Here is a 23,987-nt window from a genome sequence, read left to right as displayed (position 1 = left end):
TTGGAAATATTCTTTCTCATTAATACTGTGCTATTTGTGTTTATATCACCCAATATAGATAAATATACAATACCCCATATCCTAATTTTGAAAAACTTTAAAAAGTGTAGTAAAATTACGATTGATTAGAAAGGGTGTGATTCTAATTATTAAGATTCCTAAAACAACATGAAGAGAACTCTGGTTTTATCCAGAATGTGAAGTCCCATTTTAATACCTTAACCAACTTTTTTATATATAGTTTAACTACCTATATGAACAATAAGCCCCTTCCTTTATTTTAGTTTTGGTAATGCCCCTCTTTTTGAAATTGGATTTATCTCTACTTATATGAAAAAAGATAAAATATTTTAGTTAGGGAATTTTTAAAAGAGATACAGCTGGCAGCTTTGTTCCTGAAAATTTTCTAAATGAGGTACTGAGATACTAAATCACTATCTTTTCGATATTAGAAATGTAGGGAAAATGTGGGGAAGAAAACTTCAATAAAAAAAACAAAACCCACTGATTATCAGTAGGTTTATATTTAGCCTTTGTGGAGAATACGGGATTCGAACCCGTGACCTTTTGACTGCCAGTCAAACGCGCTAGCCAACTGCGCCAATCCCCCTTACTTTCTTAAAGCGGTACAAAAATAGGTATTTAAACTACATATCCAAATATTTTATCCTCTTTTTTCTAATAATTTATTTTGAATTTTCCTGTGTTGTTCGGGCTCTGAAATGATTTCTTTAGAAAATCCCGGACACCACATTGAACAAACGACTCACAATCAGCCGGTTTGATTTTCTTTTTTTAGCTGTAGCGCCCGCTGATAAAAAGTCTGCTCAGCAATTTTCTCTTCCGCTTCATTGATAGCAGCCAGAAGATGATTTTTATTGTCGGCTATTTCTCCAAGTACTTTCGATACCAACTCCCAGACTGGTTTCAATTTTTCAATCAGCGCAATGCCTTTAGGAGATAGAACAATCAGCCGTCTGCGTTCATCCAGCTTATCTTTTTTTGACAGGATAAGTTTTTGCTTTTCCAATTCCTTTAGCAGACTGATTGTTGATGGATGAGTATACCCTATTTCGTTGGCGATCTCTACGACACTCAACATTTTTTTATGATGCAGGGTAAAAATCACAGGAAACCATTTGGGCTCAAAATCAATTCCAAAAGATTGATAGATCAGGGCACCATCTTTTCTGAGTTGCTCACTGAGACGCTGGAGTCTTGTAGATAGGGCCAGGATCCCTGATTCGTCTATTATATTCATACCGCTTTGATTTGTTTTAAATTTAAATAATAAAAAACATTATCTGCATTCATCAACGGAAAAAAACCGGGAAGATTTTCTTTTTCAACCTGTACAAAATGATTCCGTTCATAAAAACGAATGGCTGCTTTCAGAATATGAACGGTTCCCAGATAGATTGAATCTATTTCATTTTTTTGGCAGAAAGAGACCAAAACTTCCAGCAGTTCCTGCGCAATATTCAGTTCTTTCCCTCTGAATTCTTTTTTGACAAACATTTTTCGCACCGCTCCTGCCCTTTCATCAAATTTAACCAGCGCTATCGAACCTACCAATTCACCATCTATAAAAGCGCCCCAAAAGTTCCCACCTGGCTCCATATAAAAACTTTCAATCTGCTTAAGGTCCGGCTGATCTTCTATCGTAATGGGTACATTAAATTCCTTCTGCTGGATATTTAAAATCAGGTCAATCAACTGATCAGAATAGGTATTATCGAGCTGTTGGATATGTATTTTCATAGGATTTTATTTATAAGTACAAAACTACGTAGTTTACTACATATATACAAATAAATATTCTATTTTTATCTGATCTTACCAATCCTTAGGTCAATCTTTGTCATGTCTCGTTTTACCAAAATAAAAAAACGTATGCCGATACTGACATACGTTTGATACTATTTCAAGGGTTGAAAATAATTATTTCCATCCACCGCCAAGAGCCTGATAAAGCTCCACCGCGGCTTTCATTTTACTATATTCTGCATTGGAGATATTCAATTCAGCATTTAATGAATTAACGCTGGCATTCAATACTTCAAGGTAATTCGCCATCCCATAGTTAACAAGTTCCTGAGAATAGTCTACCGATTTCTTGTAAGCACTCAGTTCTTTTTCTTTTAATTCAATAAAAGAATCCTGAACAGAGAATACTCTTATGGCATCAGAAACCTCTTTTCCGGCTGTAAGAACGGTCTTTCTGAAGTTTAAATAGGCCGTTTCCTGATTCGCTAAACTTACGTCGTAGTTCGTTCTGATGGCTCTTTTATTTAAAATAGGCTGAGCCAAACCTCCCACAACACTTGCAAATAAGGAATTCACACTGAATAAGTGGTCGATATCGAGAGACTGGATTCCTCCGCTTCCGGTAATCTTTAAAGTAGGATAAAACTGAGCTTTTGCTGAATTGGTCAGTTCAAAAGCATTCATCAGTGTATATTCTGCCCGCATTACATCCGGACGGTTGGCCAGCAATTGGGCTGGATATCCCAGTTTCAGATCGATTGGGATTTTTTGTGCTTCCAATGTGGACCTTTCAATCGCATGAGAAGGCTCTCCCATGAGTAAACTCATGGTGTTTTCCAATAACTGGATCTGAGTATCAATATCAATCAATAAAGATTTTGCATTGAAAACCAACGCTTCACTTTGCTGAACGGCTACTTCCGTCACGGTTCCTGATATCTTTAATGCTCTGGTTGTTTCTAAATTTTTCTCACGTACAGCAATGGTTTCCGTAATGATCTTTTTCTGGGAATCATACGTTAACAGCTGATAATACGAAGAAGCAACTGATGCTACCAGATCACTTTTTACAGCTTTATGTGCTGCTACCGTTCCCAGATAAGTGGCAAGCTGAGCTTTTTCCTGAGCTTTTAATTTGCCCCAGATATCCGCTTCCCAACCAAGACTTGCTGTAATATCAAGCTGATTGATGTATCTTCTATCTCCAAACAACTGTCCGGTTTGGGTATTCAAAGACTGGGTCTGGAAAGAATAGCCGGGTCCCACAGTTAAGGTGGGTGCGTAAGCTGCCTTACTTTGCTTCAAATAAGCCTCTGCAGAAGTAATGCTCTGTAAAGCAATTCTGATATCTAAATTATTTTCTAAAGCTTTGGAAATATGCCCCTGAAGTATAGGATCGGTAAAAATTTCTTTCCAGGAAACGTTTGCGATACTGGTGCTGTCTGTAGGAAGCATATCTGTGCGGAAAAGCTTTTCGTCTGCCACATTTTTCGGCCTTTCATATTCTTTTCTGGCCATACAAGATGAAACGGCAGCAAGAATTGCGACTGAAAAAGTTATTCCTTTTATGATGTTTAATAAACTCTTCATTTTTGTTAATTAGAAGTTAGAGTTTAGAAGTTAGAAGTTAGTTTTAGACTAATCTCTAAATTCTAACTTCTAATTTCCTGAACTTTAATTTTATTCTGCTAAATTGATTTCTTCTTTTTTAAGCGGTTTCACTTTTTCCTGTAAAGTCTGGAAAATTACATACAAAACAGGAATTACGAAAAGTCCTAAAATCGTACCTATTAATAATCCAATCGCGGCACCTGTAGCAATAGATCTGTTACCTACCGCACCAATTCCGCTCGCTAAAACCAATGGTAATAAACCGAAGATGAAAGCAAATGACGTCATCAGGATGGGTCTTAATCTGGCTTTTGCCGCATTGATGGCAGACATGACAATGGTTTCACCATGATGTCTTCTCTGAACCGCAAATTCAATGATCAGGATGGCATTTTTCGCGAGCAATCCAACCAACATAATCAAGGCGATCTGGAAATAGATATTATTCTCCAGGCCCATTATCTTTTGTCCGAAATATGCTCCCATTACCCCAAGAGGAAGGGAAATAACCACCACTAAAGGAAGGATGTAACTTTCATACTGAGCAGAAAGAATTAAGTAAACGAAAACTAAACTTAATCCAAAGATCAAAAGAGTCTGAGATCCTGAATTCAATTCTTCTCTTGTTAATCCCGTAAACTCTACATCATAATTTTGATTTAAAGTTTCCTTCGCTACGTCCTGAACTGCCGTAATGGCATCCCCGGAACTGAATCCTGCCGAGTTCGCTCCTGTAATCTTCACGGAAGTAAACAAGTTATATCTGCTTACCGATTGCGGACCGTATGCTTTTTTCAGCGTTACAAACTGAGAGATCGGCGACATTACTCCGGAAGCTGTTCTTACATATAATTCATTCAAATTATTGATGTTCTGTCTGTTTTCAGGAAGTGCCTGAACCATTACTCTGAACTGTTTTCCGTACTTCGTAAAGTCGGCGGTGTAAACGCCTCCGATATATCCCTGCATTGTACTTAAGATCGTACTTACAGAAACTCCCATCTGTTTAGCCAAAGGAACATTGATGTCCATTTGGTACTGAGGATATTTTGTATTAAATGATGACTGGGCAAATTCAATCTCAGGTCTCTGCATTAGTTTTCCGATGAACTCGTTTGTTTTGTCATCGAGATCAGCATAATCACCTCCTGACTTGTCCAGCAATACCATTTCAAAACCGGCACTGTTACCAAAACCTGGTACACTTGGCGGCTGGAAGAATACAACTTTCGCATCCGGAACTTTTCCTGAGATCCCGAATAGCTTTTTAGTAATATCTTCAGAAGTCTGATTGTCTTTTTTCCTTTCGTCAAATGGTTTCAACTTAATGAACGCAAGACCATTATTACTTCCGTTTCCTGATAAGAAACCTCTACCGGTAGAAATCGTAACGTTTTGTACTCCCGGAACTTTCATTGCATTAGCCTGAAGTGTTTTCAAAGCGTTATAGGTTCTTTCCATAGAAGCGCCCGGAGGAAGCTGTACATCTGTAAAGATAATCCCTCTGTCTTCTGTAGGAACGAAACCTTTTTTCATCGTTGAGCTCGCCCAGAATAAAATCCCTCCTGTCACGGCAAAAATGATCAAAGTAACCCATTTATGTCTTAGTAAGAACACAAATCCTCTTCCGTAACGATCTGTAGTCGTTTTGAAAGCAATATTAAATTTATAGAAAAACTTCTGTAAAAAGTTTAAGTTTTTATATTCTGCATGATGAGCATCGTGAGGTTTCAGGAATAATGAACATAAAACCGGACTCAACGTTAATGCATTAATAGCAGAAATGATAATCGCAATAATCAGCGTAATCCCAAACTGCTGGTAGAAAACCCCTGTTGGACCTGTAATAAAGGTTACCGGAACGAATACCGCTGCCATCACCAAGGTAATGGAGATAATAGCTCCTGTAATCTCGTCCATCGCTTCTACTGTCGCTTTTTTTGCATCGGAAATACCGTGTTCCATTTTCGCATGAACGGCCTCGACGACGACAATGGCGTCATCCACCACAATACCGATCGCAAGCACTAATGCAAACAGGGTGAGAAGGTTTAATGAATATCCAAATAAATTCAGGAAGAAGAATGCTCCTACAATAGATACCGGAACCGCAATGGCCGGAATCAAGGTAGATCTGAAATCCTGTAAGAAGATATACACCACAATAAATACCAGGATAAATGCTTCAATTAAAGTATGAACTACCTTTTCAATGGATGCATCAAGGAATTCGTTGGTATCAAAGTTAAACGTATATTTTACCCCTTCAGGAAAGCTTCCTTCTGCTGATTTCAGGTAAGATTTGATATTTTTAATGATCTCCTGAGCATTGGAACCCGGCGTCTGGAAGATCCCCATACTGATGGACGGGTTGTTTCCGTTTTCCCCGACTCCCGTATAAGACTGGCCTGCCAGCTCAACTTTAGCTACATCTTTCAGCATCAAGTTCTGTCCGTCAGGAAGCGCTTTGATGATGATATTGTCATACTGATCTTTTTCGTTGAATTTTCCGACATATTTAATGATATATTCAAAAGAACTTCCACTGTTTTGTCCGATAGAACCAGCGGCCGCTTCTCTACTCTGCTCATTGATAGCAGCCGTAACATCATCCGGAGTTAATCCGTACGCTGCCATTTTGGAAGGATCCAGCCAAACTCTCATGGAGTAGTTTTTACCCCCGAAAACGTTGGCATCACCTACTCCGTTAATCCTTTTTAAGTTGGGAATAACGTTGATATTCAAGAAGTTTTGAAGGTATACATCATCTAAGTCTTTATTTTCAGAATAGAAAGACATATACATCAGGGCACTGGTCTGCTGTTTCTGGGTAACCACTCCTGAACGGGTTACCTCGCTTGGAAGCAACGGTGTCGCTCTTGTCACACGGTTCTGTACGTTTACCGCAGCAATATCGGGGTCAATTCCCTGTTTAAAAAATACCTGAATCTGCGCTGAACCATCATTTCCTGCACTGGAAGTAATGTAGTCCATTCCTTCCACTCCATTAATCTGTTCCTCCAAAGGGACTACCACACTTTTCATAACAGTTTCCGCATTGGCTCCGGTATAGTTTGCTGAAACGCTTACAGTAGGAGGGGCAATATCGGGATACTGTGTGACTGGCAGGGAAATCAATCCCAAAACACCGAGAATCACAATCAAAATTGAGATTACGGTGGATAAAACCGGTCGGTTTATAAAATTTTTAATCATTTTAGAATTTCGGTTTTATAGATTGTACAAGGCTATCCATTTTAACAGGCTTCGGCTTCACGGCAGTTCCAGGTTTCAATCCTCCGATTCCTGCAGCAACGATCATTTCACCTTTATTGACCCCGGATTTTATTAAAGCCATATTGTCGATTCTGTCGATCACATTAATCACCACATTTTTAGCAGTATCTTTTTCTACTTTGTAAACATAAACGATGCCCTGCTGTTCGTAAGTTGCGCTTTCAGGAACGACCAATACATTATCGTATGTTTTTGGAAGTCTGATAGATCCACTGTTCCCGTTGCTTAACAATTTCTGAGGATTTGTGAACGCGACTCTGAACTGAATGGTTCCGGTTGTTGCATCAATTTGTCCTGTAATGGCTTCAATTCTACCCTTTTCAGAATAAATACTTCCATTGGCCAATTGTAACTCTACCATTGGAAGATTTTTGATCTTTTCCGGCAATGTAGCTCCCGGAGATTTTTCCAAGAAATCAAAGTATTCTTTTTCATTCATTGAAAAATAAGCGAATAATTCTGATGTATCTGAAATAGTCGTTAAAGCTGTCTGATCAGTTGGCCCCACTAAACTCCCCACTTTTAAAGGAAGTTTCCCGATAACGCCTGAAATAGGTGCACGAATGATAGAATATTCGATGTTTGCAGCGACTCCTTTATAATTAGCAGAAGCCTGTTGTTTCGCAGCCATTGACTGTTGCAGCTGAGCTTTTGCCTGAGATAAGTTAGCCTGTGCAGTCTGCAACTGAACATCACTGATGATATTTTTAGCTACCAAAGGTTTTAGCTTATTGACTTCCACCTGCGCTGCATTCACCGCTGCCTGTGAAGCTGCAATGGTGGATTCAGCTGCACCGATTCCGGCTTTTGCTGCTGCTGCATTTTCTGACAAGATATTGGTTTCAAGACGGAATAAAGGTTGTCCTTTGGTCACATACTGCCCTTCGTCTACTAAAACCTGCGTGATATATCCCTGTATTTTCGCACGTACATCATTATTGACTCTTCCTTGTATGGTAGCTGGAAATGTCTGATAACCTACGATATTTTTTGCCTCCACATTGATGACAGGATAGGGTTTTGCGCCATCCTGTTTTGGAGCTTCTTTTTTGCAGGCTGTCAGTGAAAACGCTGCAATAGAAAGTATAACTAGCTTATTATTCATTTTAAAGTTTATTAAGAGATTCCTGAATATTTTCTATGTTTTTATATAAGAGTGCTTTGTAAGCTTCTATCCGTTCGTTGTATTGATTGTCATGATTCTTTTTAAAGTTGTTGAGATCATCCAGCAGTTTGAGTTCGTCCTCCATTTTTTGAACAATCTTTTCAAATCTGATTTTCTTGTATTCATCATTGATAAAAAAATACCGTTTTCGCTCATCCATTTTATTATGGTCGATGATCAGCTGTGCATTCAGCAGTAATGAAATGCTGGTAGAAACAGAGCTTTTGCTTGCGGAAAGCACTTCGACAAATTCATCAAAAGTAATTCCTACTTTCTCATAATCGAAAAGAAGGTAGGAGTAAATCTTTGATGCTAAAGGGGGTAGATTGAAAACAGTGCCATAAAATTTTACAGCATCCTGAAATATTTTCTCGTCAACTTCTATACTTTGGTGCATAATATAAAAATTTTAACAAAAGTATAAATTAGTTCAGAACTAAACGAACAAACATGATAGAGTTTATAAATACAACTTCTTTTAAAAATTCAATGAAAGTTGATTTAACTTTTTGCCTAAATTATAATCTTCTCATAAGCCTTACGCATTCCGTCCGCCAGAAGAACTTCACCGCAGTAAGAATATCCTTTGCTTTCAAGGATTTTTAGCATGGCAATATTGTCATAATTGGTATCTACTTTTATGCTTTGGATTCCCTGTGATTTTGTAAAATCTTCAATATGGTCAAACAGTTTTTTCACCATTCCCCGCCCTGCAAATTTTCCATCAACCGCTACTCTATGGACTACGACGAATTCGCCATCACTTAACCAGGCGCCTTCAATCGTACTATAGGCAGGTTCATCATTTAATATCAGGGCTGCATAAACGGCAATTTCTCCTTCTACTGTAAGAACATAAGCGAAACCTTTTGCAATGTCACTCTCTACCGTCCCCATATTGGGATAGCCATTCTGCCACTGCGTGCTTCCATCCTGTTTTCTTCTTTCAATGGACTGTTGAATAATAGCCCAAATCTCATTTCTGTCTTCCATCTCAGCTTTTCTCAGCTTAGTTTCTAAATTCATTATTGTCGGATTTTTTAATTAAAAGATAAATAGATTCGAAAATGTAAATAGTCGTGTTTTTAATTGTTGGTTACATCCCAATCTGGTAGTCTCATCTCAAAAGAAAAACTTCCTTCTATTGATTAGAATTGGTTGATACCCCTTTTAAAAACTGATATTTTCAAAATTACCACTCGTTCTATCTTTAAATCATTTAACTTTAACTCTTTGAATGCTTATTATTTGAATCAAAAAACCGAAAACTAATTAAAATTAATTTTCGGTTCGAAGTAGTAAAATTTAAAATTATGAAATTGTTTTATTGATTTTCACTTTGTTGAAGATAAGCATCTATAATTTCGAATGCATTCTTCTCGTCTTCCAGATCTACCATCACTTTCAGCGACGTTGCGGTAGGCGTAGTCGTAAATGTAAGATAGCTGTTTTCGACGCTGTTTGTAATTTGTGCATCATCCAATTTAGACTTTATTAACTGGATTTCTGAAGGCTTGTCACTTTCAAAAACCGATACTCTCGTACTTCTTTCCATATTCTATATCGTTTGAGTATCTAAATATACAATGTTTTTTTTAAAATTACAAATCTTTGGTTTTAAATTTTATTAAGATTGCTCTCGATTTTATCTAATGCCAATTGAATTTCTTCCTGCGTAACATTCAGATGGGGTCTGAAACGAAGTGACTGATCTCCACACGGAAGAATGATCAATCCGTCTTTGAAAAGCTCGTTCATCAGATGATTTCTGTGTTCTGCTGAAGGAAGATCTACGGCACACATTAAGCCTCTTCCTCTTGCATTTGAAATTTTCTCAGGATATTTCTGAGCCAGTTCTTCTAATTTTTTCAGCAGATAATTACCTACCACTTTTGCATTTTCAACCAGGTTTTCTTTTTCGATGACTTCCATCACCAACTGGAAACGAAGCATGTCGATAAAGTTTCCTCCGAAAGTAGAGTTAATTCTTGAACTTTCTCTGAACACGTTGTTCGGGATCTGATCAAATTTTTCTTTATTGGCTAAAACACCACAAACCTGCGCTTTTTTCCCGAAAGAAATAATATCCGGTTTGGCTGTAAAATGCTGGAACGCCCACATTTTCCCTGTAATGGCAATCCCAGTCTGAACTTCATCAAAGATCAGTAAGATCTCATTCTGATCACACAGTTTTCTCAATCCCATTAAGAACTCGTCTCTGAAGTGATTGTCACCCCCTTCAGCCTGGATAGGCTCTATAATGATACACGCCACTTTGTTTGGGTTCATTAAAATGGCTTCCTCGATCTGAAGAAGAGCCAGTCTTTCGTTCTTGATGGTTTCCTCTAAATTTTCTTCTGTGATCGGAAAAGATAATTTAGGATTTAAGATTCTCGGCCAGTCAAACATCGGGAAATACTGATATTTTCTTGGGTCGGAAGTGTTGGTTAAGCTTAATGTATAGCCACTTCTTCCGTGGAATGCCTGTCTGAAATGGATACAGATACCGGCTTCCGTCTGAAGTCCTTTTTCAAAATTCTTACGCGTTTTCCAGTCGAAGCACGCCTTCATTGCATTTTCTACCCCTAAACTTCCACCTTCAATAAAGAAAGCATACTGCAGTTCTTCAGGAATAACCACTCTTTCAAAAACTTCCAGAAAGTGGGCATATTCCTCTGAATACACGTCTGCCAAAGTAGGTTTGTTCACCGCCATTCTTCCCAGCCATTCTGATCTTTCTACAAGATAAGGGTGATTGTACCCTACAGATGCTGATGCAAACATCGAGAACATATCCAGGTACTCTTTGTCTGTAAGCTTGTCATACAACCATGATCCGTGAGATCTTTCAATATCCATCACAAAATCAAAGCCGTCTGCCAAAACGTGTCTTCCTACTGTTTCTTTTACTTTATTTGCTTTTATATCAATTGTTTGTTCCATAGTTAACTGTGTTTGATTTAAAAATTGAATGAATAAAAAGATTTAAACATTCCAGGTTATTAATTTTTAAATTTTTAAATCGGTAAATGATTTAAATTAGAATTTTTACAGATCGAATTTAATCCCTTGTGCCAAAGGAAGCTGAGCTGTATAGTTGATTGTATTGGTTTGTCTTCTCATATAGTATTTCCAAACGTCAGATCCGGATTCTCTTCCGCCTCCGGTTTCTTTTTCACCTCCGAAAGCACCTCCGATTTCAGCACCTGAAGTTCCGATGTTTACATTCGCAATACCGCAGTCTGAACCTGCATGAGAAAGGAATAATTCTGCTTCTCTAAGATTCTGAGTCATGATAGCAGATGACAATCCCTGAGGAACATCGTTCTGGATCGCGATAGCTTCCTCCAGTGTTTTATATTTGATCAGATACAGGATCGGCGCGAAAGTTTCGTGCTGAACGATCTCGTAAGAGTTTTTCACTTCTGCGATGCATGGCTTGACATAGCATCCTGATTCGTATTCTTTTCCACTCAAAACGCCACCTTCAACAGCGAATTTCCCACCTTCTTTCTTACATTTTTTGATAGCCTCTTCGTACTGATTAACAGCATCTACATCGATAAGCGGTCCTACGTGGTTATTTTCGTCCAGTGGATTTCCTATTTTCAATTGCCCGTATGCTTTAACCAATCTGTTCTTCACTTCATTGTATACGCTTTCGTGGATGATCAGTCTTCTTGTCGACGTACATCTTTGTCCGGCCGTCCCTACAGCTCCGAAAACAGCTCCGATGATGGACATATCGATATCTGCATCTTTAGAGATAATAATTGCATTGTTTCCTCCCAATTCCAGGATAGATTTTCCGAATCTTTCTGCTACTTTGGAAGAAACCATTCTTCCTACTCTGGTAGAACCGGTGAAAGATACCAATGAAACTCTTTTATCATCAACCAGTTTCTGCCCGATCTCATGGTCAGATACCAGTACACTTGAAATACCTTCAGGAAGATTGTTTTCCTTTACGACTTCAGCCATGATGTTCTGACATGCGATGGCACATAATGGTGTTTTTTCTGACGGCTTCCAGATCGTCACGTTTCCGCAGATCCATGCTAAAGCGGTATTCCAGGCCCATACGGCAACCGGAAAGTTGAAAGCGGTAATAATACCTACCACTCCAAGCGGATGATACTGCTCGTACATTCTGTGACCAGGTCTTTCTGAGTGCATGGTATAACCATGAAGCTGTCTTGATACTCCTACTGCAAAATCGCAGATATCAATCATTTCCTGAACTTCTCCAAGACCTTCCTGAAGAGATTTACCCATTTCATAAGAAACCAGTTTTCCAAGGTCATCTTTATATGTTCTTAATTTCTGACCTAACTGCCTAACGATCTCACCCCTTTTAGGAGCCGGGATAGATCTGAACTCCTGAAACGCCTTCTGAGCCGTCTCAATTACTTTGTCATAATCACTTTCTCCGGAAGTCTTAATTTTAGCGATTAATCTGCCATCTACAGGAGAAAAACTTTCTATCGTTTTCCCTGAAGCAAAATATTTTCCGCCCACTGAAGTCCCCTTATTTTCTTCTTTGATACCAAGGTTTTTGAGTGTTTTTTCGATTCCGAAATCCTTTACTTTTTTAGACATAAAATGTTACTTTTCGTTTCCTCTAAAGATAGAAATATTATGCGAACCTCAAAATTTTAATTTTTAACTCGCTTTTTATTTGGACTAATTATAAACATGCTTATCTTTGTGAGGTAATCTTTTGAATTTCAGGAATGGAAAATAACAAGACCGTAGAGGATACTCATACAGCAGAGGAAAAGAAGACTTCCAAATGGAAAAGTCTGGTGAAAAAATTTGGGATAGGCGGGATTATATTCTTCACGGTAAAAGGAATTATCACTTCTACCCTGATCTATTTTCTGGGTAAGAATTTCTGGACGGTGATCAGCAATTACTTTAGTACTTTATTTGAATAAATAGCCGATCTATTAAAATAAAAAAAGCAGAGAAAAATTTCTCTGCTTTTTTGTTGTATAAAGATTAATTGAATTATTGATTGATCTGGTTTTGGAAGGCTCAATCCAAAGGTTTACCCTTCCTCATCTTTCTTTTTCCTCCCCGAATTCACCAGGCTTTGATGCAGCAGATACTCGATCTGCCCGTTGACGCTCCTGAACTCGTCATTGGCCCACTTCTCCACCTGTTTATAGGTAGATTCATCGATCCTGATGACAAAAGATTTTTTGCTTTTGTTTTCGGAGGGTTTTGAAGTTTTTTCCGGTTTCATTCTTTTCTCTTTGCCTGTTTAATAGTTCTTTTCAATGATGCATAAGATGCAAAGGCATTTCACTCAGCTGAGTCTAAAAATTCATTCTTCATTTTTCATTCTTCCTTATACCTTATACATTCTTGATTTAGTAAAGAGTTCCTGCGTTTAAGATAGGCTGAGCTGCCTTTTCACCACAAAGCACCACCATTAAATTGCTTACCATTGCTGCTTTTCTTTCGTCATCAAGCTCAACAATGTTTTCTGCTGAAAGTTTTTTCAATGCAAGGTCTACCATTCCTACGGCACCTTCCACGATCTTCGTTCTTGCTGCTACAATAGCTGTGGCCTGCTGTCTCTGAAGCATCGCTCCTGCAATTTCTGAAGCATAAGCCAGATGAGAAATTCTTGCTTCCTGAATGATAATTCCCGCTTTTGAAAGACGGTCGGTTAGTTCCTGCTCCAAAATAGAGTTGATCTTATCCCCTCCTTCTCTCAAAGTAATAGGTGCATGATCATCTTCTAAATTATCATAAGGAAAACTCATCGCCAAATGACGGACCGCCGCTTCACTCTGCATTTTGACAAAGTCTGAATAACGCTCTACATCGAACGCTGCTTTATACGTGTCTCCTACTTTCCAAACCATCACTACTCCGATTTCAATAGGATTCCCCATTTTGTCGTTTACTTTCAAAGTCTGCCCCTGCAGGTTCTCTGAACGCAATGACATTTTCTGTGAAGAATACAAAGGATTAATAAAAAACAATCCGTTATCTTTTACAGTCCCCACATACTTTCCAAAGAAGTTCAATACTCTTGAATGGTTCGGCTGAATGATCATCAGTCCTTTCAGAAAGAAGCAGAACAGCAGAAAACAAAGCATCGCAAGGATGACATATGTGATGCTCTGCTCAACTCCGGAAATAAAAAAATAGACAGCTCCTGCAAATAAAATAAGACAGAAGACTAATGCCAGATAGCCCGACATGGGCTTTAATACTTTTTCCATGATTTCAATTTTTAATTTGATATTATAATGATATCATAAAGATATGAATAAGTTTTGAATTTTGAGTGATGAGTGATGAGTTTTTTAGTATGAGATTTGGGGTATAGAATTGAAAGAGTTCTGTGGTGGAATTTATAATGCTTTCAACTACCCCGTCTTTTTGCTTTGCAAAAATCCACCCCTTCATGGAAGGGGAATTTTTGGGTCGAGATAGATTGGCTGTTCATGTCATCTACACCTTACATATTGCGATAACTCATAATTTATCATCCCAAAACCTACACAAAAAAAATCCCGGAAAATAAATCCCAGGATTTTGATTGTTATATTGTAAACGTTTTTATTTCTTCGTTAAAGTTTTAAACTTGAAGTAAGAAACAGCTGATAGCAGAATCATGGTTCCCAAACCAATGTATACCCATGCCGGAACCGGAACCGGATCTCCAGCTGCGTAGGAGTGAAGTCCGCTCAGGTAGTAATTTACTCCGAAATAAGTCATCACCATAGAACAGAATGCAAACATCGTTGCTACGTGGAATGCCCATCTGCTTCTCAATCCTGGCACCAATCTCATGTGCAATACAAAAGCATAGACCATGATGGAGATGAAAGCCCAAGTTTCTTTTGGATCCCAGCTCCAGTATCTTCCCCAAGATTCATTCGCCCAGATCCCTCCTAAGAAGTTCCCCACTGTTAAGGCAAAAAGACCAATGGTAAGAGACATTTCAGAAACGATCACCAATTCTTTTAACGTCGTATCGTGGTGAAGTTTATAGGTATCTTTATTTGAAATGATATAAAATACAAGAGAAATCACAGCAATAATCATGGACAGGGCAAAGAAACCGTAACTTGAGGTAATGATCGCTACGTGAACAATCAGCCAGTAAGATTTCAATACCGGAACAAGTGGTGTAATCTGCGGATCAAGTGCTGAACCTCCGTGCGCAAATCCCATCATAATAACAGCAACCATAAATCCGGCAGCAGGGATCAATGCATTGGCATTTCTGTATAAAACAAGTCCTGCTGTAATACCGACCCACGAGATGAAGATAATGGCTTCGTACCCGTTACTCCAAGGCGCATGTCCTGAGATATACCATCTTGCTACAAGGCCTAAGAAATGGCATAAATAGCCAATTAAGCCTACAGCGATAATGATTTTAATCGCTTTATTTAAAATTTTATTCGATTTGAATAATTCTACAAATCCTAAGATCAATAACAACCCACCTATTATTGTATAGAAAATCAATAATTTGAAGTTGATATTCACACTGTTCATGAAAACCTCCAGATCTACTTTAGATTTTGCAGGAACCACTGCTTTACCCCATTTCTGCTGGTATTCTGAAAGTTTGGCCAGTTCAGCATCCGCCTTACTCCAGTTTCCTGTTTTCTGAGCGGTAAGCACTTCTGCAAAATAAGGTCCCATTACCTGCTGCGATTCCATATCCGGCTCGAATTTCTGGTCAAGCCATGAATGCCATGTATGGTTAGCATCATTTTTTACGGGAACAATTCTCATAAACTGACCGCTGAAAAACTCATTAAAGATCTGTACTCTTTCGTTGACAGAGATTACTTCTTTATCATAATTGGTCTGCTCAGAAGGTTTTTTGCGGAATGCAATGTTATAGTCATGCTCAAGAATATAAGCCAGGTTACCGTTTGCATCTGCCGGGAAAAGGTTCATCAGTGAAGTATACCCTTCATCATCGGCCTTTGTCTTATTTTTCAGTTCATCACCTCCTTTTGTACCGACTTTGATCATTGGAACCATAGTCCAGCTCGGTGTATCTGTATTAACGGACAAGAACCATTGGTTAGCCGTCAGAGACTTTCCATCTGTTCCTTTGAATTCGTCTCTTTTGTATAATTTTCTTAAAACATCCAGTGCTTCTGTATTGATAGGAACAATCCTACCGTCGAAATTCTGTACCAGAAGATATCCGAATTTGTCTGCATGTTCTTTGCTGATTTTGTTTCTTGCAATGATTTCATCCGGCGAGATAGATCTCATTTTACCCATTGGTGTGGCCAGGGTATTTTGTTTTGGAGCAGTTCCATCAAGCGGTTGTGCAGATGGAGCAGGTGCATGGGAATGATTATCTCCTTCCACATGGATGTGTTCTTTGCTTCCGTCAGAAGTACCGTGGGTTTCGATTTTCTGTGCATTCAAACCTAAACTTAAGAACACTAAAAGGACTGCTGCTGTTTTTTTCTTGTTAACATCGGTCAGCATTTTATTTAATTTCCAGAAATGGGTACCTTTCCAGAAGAAGATCACAAACATTCCCAGGAATAAAAGTGTATATCCGATGTAAGAAATAATCGTTCCCCAGAAATCATGGTTAACAGAAAGTACGGTTCCCATTCTGTCCGGATCAAAACTTGACTGGAAGAAACGGTATCCTTTATGGTTAAGAACGTGGTTCATATAAATTTTATAAGGAGTTTCTTTTCCTTCGTCAATGATCTTTACGTGGCTTTCATAAGCACTTGGAGAGCTGCTTCCTGGATAGGTTTCCATAACGAAGTCATCCAGCTTTAGTGCAAAAGGAGTATTGTACACTTTAGGTCCGAAACCTACCATAATATTCAGCCCATCCATAGTGACCTGTTTGAATGCATTGGGATTTCCTTTTTCTACAGAAAGGTCAACCAATTGCTTTGTTTTGGGGCCCTGAAGCTCTATTCTAAGGACATCAGGCACCATCGCATCTTTCTTTTTATCCCCTTCGAAAGCCATCAGTCTTCCTTTTTTCAGGCCTTCAGGAACAACCAGCTTCAATTCGTTGATGGTATATAAACTTCTCAACACCAAAGGCTGGAACTCATCTTTCTTGGTACTTCCCGTAGCCTGCGTTGCCATGGTCATAAAAGCCGCGTCAACAGGTGTTTTGATGAATATTTTCCCGTCTTCTTTCTTGAATTCCACAGCTCCTTCAATGGCTCTGTTGAACGTTACCAAAGTTCCGTTGATAGATTTTGTTTCTCCCGGTTTGATGTAGATATTCTGTCTTCCTGTAGTTCCTGTAGACACCAGGTGAAGATATTCTGTACCATTGGGCTCAGCAATTAAGCTGTCTTTTTTTCTCTGAATGTAATCTTTTGTAAAAACCTTCACTTCCTTTCCGTGGAAATCATAGGTCGCTTTAAAATCTTTGTGCAGAGGAGACATCAGATAAGGAACATCCTGATAGTTAAGAACATCTCCTTTATCCTCAATCTGGATCTTAAAGAAATTTTTGTCGGTCACAATTTCATTGGAAGTTTCTCCCTCCCTGATGTGCATTGTGCCTTCAAAACTGATGTATCTGGTGATAGCACCTCCTATAAAGATCAGGATAAAGGCAAGGTGAAAGACCAGAACCGGCCATTTTTCTCTTCTCCATAGCCGATATCTTGCGATATTTCCTACAAAGTTGAGAATGAGCAGAAACATGATTAATTCAAACCATTTTGCTTCATAAATTAGCGCTTTAGCTGTAGGAGTTCCGTAGTCGTTTTCTAAGAACGTTGCATAGGCCATTGCAAATGCATACACCAGTAACAGCACAGCCATTGTTCTGGTTGAGATAAGAATATCTTGGAGCTTCTTCATGATTTATTTTACTTGACATGCAAAAATAAGGATGATAAACAACAAAGAGGATAAAAAAAGCTGTTTTTTGTCATTTAAAGGCGTATTTAGGTTATTTTGAACCATTCTTAATAGTGTAATATTTATTAGGAAAAATTCAATTTTTGAAATCATAAAATTCCAGATACAATATTCCTATTGATGTTATTGAAAGCTTCTATCTCAAAGACTTGGCTGTCGTGGGTATTCTGACCCTTAATAATTCATACAGTGTGGTTTTCTTATTTCTTTTTTTCCTCTGCATTGATTTTTAATTGCAAAATTCAAGTCAGGTGTAAAACCAGAAAGGCTCAGAGTATATTTTAAATTTTTTTTATGTTTTTAAGCTTTCTGGAACAAAATTAGTGGTGCTTTAGCAAGGGACATTTCAACTTGTTTAAAAAACACCTGTCGCATTACGTTTTAATGAAAAAAATATCTAAAAAACGTAATGAAATTTTAAAAAATAAACCTAAATTACGCTATCTTTTGAACAAAAAAAAGATTCTATTAATGTTGAAAAAACATTAAATTTGCCGAATTGATATTATGGATAAAAAAACACAGACAAAACAGACGGAATCGCCTGATAAAGGCAAAATATTATCTAAGCCACGCATATTTTTCGGGCTTACCTTCATTCTTTTTTCTGTCGTTCTGGCATTTTCGTTCGTCTCTTATCTGATGAACTGGAAAGCGGACCAGAGTCAGGCGGGAACCATGACAGACAAGACTATACAATCTTCAAATATTTTTGGAAAGGTAGGAGACTGGTTGGGGAACATTTTTATATTCGAAAGTATAGGAATTGCCTCATTTATTATCGCCTTCCTATTTCTTGTGGTGGGTACTCTTATCCTTAAAAAAAGAACTTTCAAACCTTGGAAAACCATTGGACATTCTTTGTTTTTCATTTGCTGGCTTCCTATTTTTATGGGGGCAGTGACCAAAGGACAGGGTGTTTTGGGAGGTGTTTACGGATACCAGATTATGGATTATCTGAATGCCATCATCGGATCTGTAGGTCTTTGGATGGTTTTAGCGGCAAGCATCCTTTTGTATTTCATTCTGGAATTCAATCTTCGTCCAAGCTCTATTAAAGCTAAACTAGGCAAGATTAATGATAATACCATCGGAAAAGTTAAATCGATGATGCCGAGTTCAGAGGAAAACTTTGAAGCAGATGAAGAACTTGAAGAGGAAGCTGAGGCATCAGCACCCAACGTTACCGTTACAGAGGTACCGAATAATAAAACAAAAGCGAAGGAACAGACCCCGGTAAATGTTCCTAAAGGATTTCCTGAAGTTCAGCCTACTACAGATATAGAAAAGATTGTAACACCCAATCATACTTCTTTTGAAGGAGATGAAAAACCGATCAGCTTAAACCTGAATACAAAACCGGCCGTTCCTACTTCAACGCCGGAACAGGCTTTTGATATGACACCGGTAAGTCCGGCCGTCGCTCCGGTTCCGACACCACCTCAGGACAACATCAAATTCAATGTAGAAGTAGCCCCTGTTATTGATGTACTGGACGAATCAGACAGAAAATCACAGGAACTTGTAGAAAAGCATGGATTGTATGATCATAAACTTGATCTGGCAGGTTTCCAGATGCCGACGGTAGAATTGCTGAAAGATTACGGAAACGAAGAAATCTCTATCAATCAGGAAGAATTAGAGGAAAATAAAAATAAAATTGTAGGACTTTTAAAGAACTTCAATGTGGGTATTTCTGAGATCAAAGCAACGATCGGACCTACCGTTACTTTATATGAAATTGTTCCGGAAGCGGGAATCAGAGTGTCTGCCATTAAAAAACTTCAGGATGATATTGCTCTGAATCTTTCTGCTTTAGGAATCAGAATCATTGCTCCGATGCCAGGAAAAGGAACCATCGGAATTGAAGTTCCGAGAAAAAATCCTACGATGGTTTCGATGCGTTCTGTTATTGCTTCCCACAAATTCCAGAATACGGATATGGATCTTCCGGTGGTTTTCGGAAAAACGATTTCCAATGAGGTCTTTATGGCTGACCTTGCCAAAATGCCCCATTTATTGATGGCGGGTGCTACAGGACAGGGTAAATCTGTAGGGATCAATGCGATTCTTACTTCCCTCCTTTACAAAAAGCATCCAAGCGAATTGAAATTCGTGATGGTAGATCCAAAGAAGGTGGAACTCTCACTCTATTCAAAAATTGAAAGACATTACCTGGCCAAACTTCCGGATGCTGAAGAAGCCATCATTACGGATACCAATAAAGTGATCAACACCCTGAACTCTCTTTGTATAGAGATGGATACCAGATATGATCTTCTTAAAAATGCATTCTGTAAAAATTTAAAGGAATACAACAAAAAGTTTACAGAGAGAAAATTAAACCCAGAGAACGGACACCGTTTTCTACCGTACATCGTATTAGTGGTAGACGAATTTGCCGATCTTATCATGACCGCAGGAAAAGAGGTTGAACTTCCTATTGCCAGACTGGCTCAGCTTGCAAGAGCGGTAGGAATCCACCTGATTGTTGCGACCCAGAGACCTTCCGTGAATGTCATTACAGGTATGATCAAAGCAAACTTCCCAGCAAGGGCGGCCTTCAGAGTAATTTCAAGTGTGGATTCAAGAACGATTCTGGATTCTCCGGGTGCAGACCAATTGATTGGTAAGGGAGACATGCTTTATTTCAACGGAAACGAAATTTTAAGACTTCAGTGTGCTTTCGTGGATACTCCGGAAGTGGAAAGACTTGCAGAATATATTGGTGAACAGAAAGGATATTCGTCAGCATTCTTACTTCCTGAATTTGTTTCCGAAGACTCTACGAGTACCGTGGGCGCTTTTGACCCTAACGAAAAAGATGCCTTGTTTGAGGAAGCTGCAAGAATTATTGTCTCTACACAGCAAGGTTCTACTTCCATGCTACAGAGACAACTGAAACTAGGATACAACAGAGCAGGAAGAATTATGGACCAGCTAGAGGCGACCGGTATTGTAGGAGGATTTAATGGCGCAAAAGCAAGAGAAGTGATTATCAGTGATCTTCATTCTTTGGAACAGTTTTTGGAAGATTTGCGTAGTTAAAGGGAAAAATGCATTACCAGATTAATCTGGGAGCATGAAAATGTTTAAAGTTTATTAAATAGAAAAATGAGAAATATTATTTCAAAAGTTATAGCCGGAAGTTTAGTCATTGGTGCCGTAGGATTTGCGGAGGCGCAGAAAATTGATGCGAAAGCTAAAAAGATTCTGGATGATATTACCGCTAATTATAATTCCAAAAAGAATTCTTACTTCAAGTTTTCTTTTGGAACAGGTCTGAACGGACAGGTCAATAAAACAGAACCAGGAATTTACTATTCTGCAGGGGATAAGTATAAGTTGAAAATCATGGATACAGAACAGATCTTCGACGGAAACAAAATCTACAATATTAATGCAGATGATATGGAAGTAACAGTTGCCAAACCTAACGGAAGCAGCAGCATGTTCTCCCCTATCAATTATCTTTCGACCTACAGAAATGATTATAATGTAACGTATAACGGTAAAAAGAACGTTAATGGGGTCAATGCAGACTTCATTAAGCTGACACCTGTAAAATCCAACGGAATACAGTACGTCTATATTTTTGTAGATTCTGTAAAAAAGCAGATTGTAAAACTTGAACAACACGGAAACAACAAAGACGTAGCTGTAATTGCTATTAAAGAATATAAGGAAAACCAGACTCTGGACCCGAATATGTTTGTTTTTGACAAGAATAAGTTTAAAAATTACGTCATCACGGAACTTTAAAAATAAAAAGTAATAAAAATTATAGAAGCCACAAGTAAACTTTGTGGCTTTTTGATTAATTTTGACGCATGTTAAAAATACTAGACCGATATATCATAAAAACCTTCTTTGGACCGTTTTTCTTTATATTCAGCGTTTTGTTTTTCATCTTTATTGTAAACATTATCTGGGTTCAGCTAGGGCAGTTCATGGGAAAGGGGTTAAGCTACTGGCAGATCCTTAAACTTCTTTTTTACCTGGGGATCAGTGTTATCAGTATGGTACTTCCGCTTACTATTTTGCTGGCAAGTATTATGTCTTTCGGTGAATTTGGAGAACGGTACGAGCTTGCAGCTATGAAAGCAGCAGGAATTTCCCTGACTCGGGTAATGGCACCTCTGATGGGCGTTGCTGTAGTACTGGCAGTCATGCTCTTCTTTTTCTCCAATAATATCATTCCGGACTTTCAGAAGAAAGCTAAGAATATGCTTTTTAATATTGCACAAACCAAACCTGCCCTTAATTTTACACCCGGACAGTTTATCGACCAGATTCCCGGATACATGGTAAAATTTGATAAGATCTATGGGGAGAATGAGGAAAGCATCGAAGGAGTATTTGTCCACCGAAAAGCAAGTAGCTACGAAAATCAACAGTCTATTGTGGCAGAAAGAGGAAAATTTGTTCCGGCAGCCAACAAAAACTTTCTGAAACTGGAACTTTACAACGGTTATATATTCGAAGATAATTTCGCTGGTAAAAGTGAAAGTGTAAGACAAAAACAACCGGATCAGGCTATTAAATTTGATACTCTGGTTTCACATTTTGATATCGGTGAGATCATCAATAAAGCCATCGAAAAGGAACAAATTACAGATGACTACCGTTTTCAAACGTACGGCCAGCTTAATGAAACCGTTGCTAAAAACAAAAAAGATAACCAGACTTTCTTTTCCAATGTCAGCGCTGATGTTCTCAGCCAGACCAACTCTGTGATTGGCTATATGGATAAAAATAAGTCCAAAGCAGTAGCAAAACAACAAATAAAACTGGATACGGTAAAAGGAGAAAAAAAGCTTGAAATCATTTATAATTCATACACCAGACTGGAAAATCTAAAAACAACCGCTTCAGGTAAAAAGAGTGAGTTCAGCTCTAATATCAAATACTTCAGTAAAGTGGTGATATACCAACAGAGAATTATTTCTTATTCTGTGACCTGTATCATCTTCTTCCTCATCGGGGCGAGTTTGGGATCGATCATCAGAAAAGGAGGAATGGGACTTCCTGTGATTATTGCCATCATCATCTTTATTATTTTCTACGTTATGAATCTGGGTATCGAGAATATTTCGTGGGGAGGAGGAATGAGCCCTTATCTGGCAGCCTGGTTACCCAATCTTATTCTGCTTCCTTTTGGGATATGGATGACTTATAAAGCACTTACCGACTCACAGCTGTTCGATGCTGAAAAGTATAAAGCTTTATTTAAACCGATCACTAAGAGGTTCATCAAAAATAAAGAACATAAGAGATATCAGTAACTCTTATTAAAAGATTGAAAATTTAATAATTTAAAGATTATGACAGGCCCGGATTTTTTCGGGTCTTTTTATTTATAGGGTATCATTCCATTGTATTTTATAATAAACGAAAAAAGCTATATTTACAAAAAAATATTAAAAACGATAATTATATGAAGAAAGTATTACTATTTAGCCTGTTTACATTGACATCGTTCAATGCCTACGCTCAGGAAGACAACACGGATTATGAGCTGAGAAACGATGAAAAGTACGGGTACATCATTGATAAAGGAGGAAAAAAAATTGAAGGAATTGTAAGACTGAACGGAGATGCCATGAACCCATGGAGCAACCAGAAAAAGGTGAAATTCGTTGCGGTATCTGATATCGACAAATCTAAAAAGAAGCAGAAATTCAAAACGCTTGATCCGGATGATATTAAGAAATATGTTGCCTTTGACGAAAACAATAATGAAAGGCATTTTGAAATGATCAAATACACCAATACCAAAGAGGGTTTCAATACAGCAACCGGAGGTTTAAGCGGAAACATCAAAGCTTTCAACAACCTTACAAAAAGCAACCAGTTTGCTGAAGTAGTACAAGACGGTAAGATCAAGGTATATAAACTCTATGGCTACCCTACTACATTCTCTGCCGGAGGACAAATCGCAGTGGCTGAAAAGGAAACAGAAAGAATGAGAAACTCTCCATCTTACATCTATTCCAAGAAAGGGGGTAAAATTGAAGAACTCACTTTAGCCAAAGCTAAAATTATCATTGCAGACTGCAGCTATGCCAAAGGAAAATTGACCAGTGGTTCTTATGCCTCTCTTAAAAATGATGAAAAGAAAAGATCAGGACTTGGAAGACTGATCAAAAGCCAGATCGATGACGTCATGTCTAATGTACCGGAAATTGTAGACGAAGTAATTACAGATTACAACGAAAACTGTAAATAAAATTTGATT

At 38.2% G+C, this 23,987-nt stretch carries 18 protein-coding genes and 1 tRNA gene; 5 read left to right on the top strand and 14 right to left on the bottom strand.

Annotation, left to right across the window (positions count from 1 at the left end):
* Positions 1 to 536: 536 nt before the first annotated feature.
* From BW964_RS20900 to amaB, 11 genes are all read right to left on the bottom strand, one after another.
* A tRNA-Ala gene (locus BW964_RS20900) sits at positions 537 to 610 on the bottom strand.
* A 162-nt stretch (positions 611 to 772) separates the two neighbouring features.
* The gene (locus BW964_RS20895) at positions 773 to 1,261 is read right to left on the bottom strand and encodes a MarR family winged helix-turn-helix transcriptional regulator (protein WP_076510296.1); all 489 of its coding nucleotides are present in this window, start codon (positions 1,259 to 1,261) and stop codon (positions 773 to 775) included.
* Positions 1,258 to 1,761, bottom strand: coding sequence for a GNAT family N-acetyltransferase (locus BW964_RS20890; protein ID WP_076510294.1), 504 nt, complete (start codon positions 1,759 to 1,761; stop codon positions 1,258 to 1,260). Before BW964_RS20890 ends, BW964_RS20895 begins: the two co-directional genes overlap by 4 nt.
* Positions 1,762 to 1,941: 180 nt before the next feature.
* Complete coding sequence (locus tag BW964_RS20885; RefSeq protein WP_076510292.1) at positions 1,942 to 3,357, bottom strand: TolC family protein; 1,416 nt, start codon at positions 3,355 to 3,357, stop codon at positions 1,942 to 1,944.
* A gap of 90 nt (positions 3,358 to 3,447) precedes the next feature.
* The gene (locus tag BW964_RS20880) at positions 3,448 to 6,594 is read right to left on the bottom strand and encodes an efflux RND transporter permease subunit (protein WP_076510290.1); all 3,147 of its coding nucleotides are present in this window, start codon (positions 6,592 to 6,594) and stop codon (positions 3,448 to 3,450) included.
* 1 nt (position 6,595) lies between these two features.
* Positions 6,596 to 7,780: an efflux RND transporter periplasmic adaptor subunit gene (locus tag BW964_RS20875; protein WP_076510288.1), complete on the bottom strand. Its 1,185-nt coding sequence runs from the start codon at positions 7,778 to 7,780 to the stop codon at positions 6,596 to 6,598.
* 1 nt (position 7,781) lies between these two features.
* A complete protein-coding gene (locus BW964_RS20870; RefSeq protein WP_076510286.1) occupies positions 7,782 to 8,237 on the bottom strand; it encodes a transcriptional regulator in 456 nt (151 codons plus the stop codon).
* Positions 8,238 to 8,353: 116 nt separating this feature from the next.
* Complete coding sequence (locus BW964_RS20865; RefSeq protein WP_076510284.1) at positions 8,354 to 8,866, bottom strand: GNAT family N-acetyltransferase; 513 nt, start codon at positions 8,864 to 8,866, stop codon at positions 8,354 to 8,356.
* A 298-nt stretch (positions 8,867 to 9,164) separates the two neighbouring features.
* Complete coding sequence (locus BW964_RS20860) at positions 9,165 to 9,395, bottom strand: DUF2007 domain-containing protein (RefSeq protein WP_034727856.1); 231 nt, start codon at positions 9,393 to 9,395, stop codon at positions 9,165 to 9,167.
* Between the two features lie 62 nt (positions 9,396 to 9,457).
* Complete coding sequence (gene lat / locus BW964_RS20855; RefSeq protein WP_076510282.1) at positions 9,458 to 10,783, bottom strand: L-lysine 6-transaminase; 1,326 nt, start codon at positions 10,781 to 10,783, stop codon at positions 9,458 to 9,460.
* A gap of 105 nt (positions 10,784 to 10,888) precedes the next feature.
* Positions 10,889 to 12,439: an L-piperidine-6-carboxylate dehydrogenase gene (gene amaB / locus BW964_RS20850; protein ID WP_076510280.1), complete on the bottom strand. Its 1,551-nt coding sequence runs from the start codon at positions 12,437 to 12,439 to the stop codon at positions 10,889 to 10,891.
* A gap of 134 nt (positions 12,440 to 12,573) precedes the next feature.
* Here amaB and BW964_RS20845 point away from each other — a divergent pair, with 134 nt between their 5' ends.
* Entirely contained in the window at positions 12,574 to 12,777 is a 204-nt protein-coding gene (locus BW964_RS20845; RefSeq protein ID WP_076510279.1) for a hypothetical protein, read from the top strand.
* A gap of 113 nt (positions 12,778 to 12,890) precedes the next feature.
* Here BW964_RS20845 and BW964_RS20840 read toward each other — a convergent pair whose 3' ends face one another.
* The 3 genes from BW964_RS20840 to ccsA all read right to left on the bottom strand — a co-directional run bounded on the left by BW964_RS20840 (position 12,891) and on the right by ccsA (position 17,689).
* Entirely contained in the window at positions 12,891 to 13,088 is a 198-nt protein-coding gene (locus tag BW964_RS20840) for a type II toxin-antitoxin system antitoxin (RefSeq protein ID WP_076510277.1), read from the bottom strand.
* A gap of 127 nt (positions 13,089 to 13,215) precedes the next feature.
* Positions 13,216 to 14,079 (bottom strand): SPFH domain-containing protein, encoded by an 864-nt coding sequence (locus tag BW964_RS20835; protein WP_034750601.1) that lies wholly within the window; start codon positions 14,077 to 14,079, stop codon positions 13,216 to 13,218.
* A 340-nt stretch (positions 14,080 to 14,419) separates the two neighbouring features.
* Complete coding sequence (gene ccsA / locus BW964_RS20830) at positions 14,420 to 17,689, bottom strand: cytochrome c biogenesis protein CcsA (protein WP_076510275.1); 3,270 nt, start codon at positions 17,687 to 17,689, stop codon at positions 14,420 to 14,422.
* 567 nt (positions 17,690 to 18,256) lie between these two features.
* Between ccsA and BW964_RS20825 the strand changes: the two genes are divergently transcribed.
* The 4 genes from BW964_RS20825 to BW964_RS20810 all read left to right on the top strand — a co-directional run bounded on the left by BW964_RS20825 (position 18,257) and on the right by BW964_RS20810 (position 23,978).
* Positions 18,257 to 20,797 (top strand): FtsK/SpoIIIE family DNA translocase, encoded by a 2,541-nt coding sequence (locus BW964_RS20825; protein ID WP_076510273.1) that lies wholly within the window; start codon positions 18,257 to 18,259, stop codon positions 20,795 to 20,797.
* A gap of 66 nt (positions 20,798 to 20,863) precedes the next feature.
* Positions 20,864 to 21,511, top strand: a complete 648-nt coding sequence (locus BW964_RS20820) for an outer membrane lipoprotein periplasmic chaperone LolA1 (protein ID WP_076510271.1) — start codon at positions 20,864 to 20,866, stop codon at positions 21,509 to 21,511.
* A 68-nt stretch (positions 21,512 to 21,579) separates the two neighbouring features.
* Positions 21,580 to 23,034: an LptF/LptG family permease gene (locus BW964_RS20815; protein WP_076510269.1), complete on the top strand. Its 1,455-nt coding sequence runs from the start codon at positions 21,580 to 21,582 to the stop codon at positions 23,032 to 23,034.
* 152 nt (positions 23,035 to 23,186) lie between these two features.
* Positions 23,187 to 23,978: a hypothetical protein gene (locus BW964_RS20810; RefSeq protein WP_076510267.1), complete on the top strand. Its 792-nt coding sequence runs from the start codon at positions 23,187 to 23,189 to the stop codon at positions 23,976 to 23,978.
* Positions 23,979 to 23,987: the final 9 nt, after the last annotated feature.

The sequence above is a fragment of the Chryseobacterium shigense genome (assembly GCF_900156575.1).
GTDB classification, from domain to species: domain Bacteria; phylum Bacteroidota; class Bacteroidia; order Flavobacteriales; family Weeksellaceae; genus Chryseobacterium; species Chryseobacterium shigense.
The sequence above is the reverse complement of the archived record's forward strand: the minus strand, read 5'-3'. Positions and strand labels throughout refer to the sequence as shown.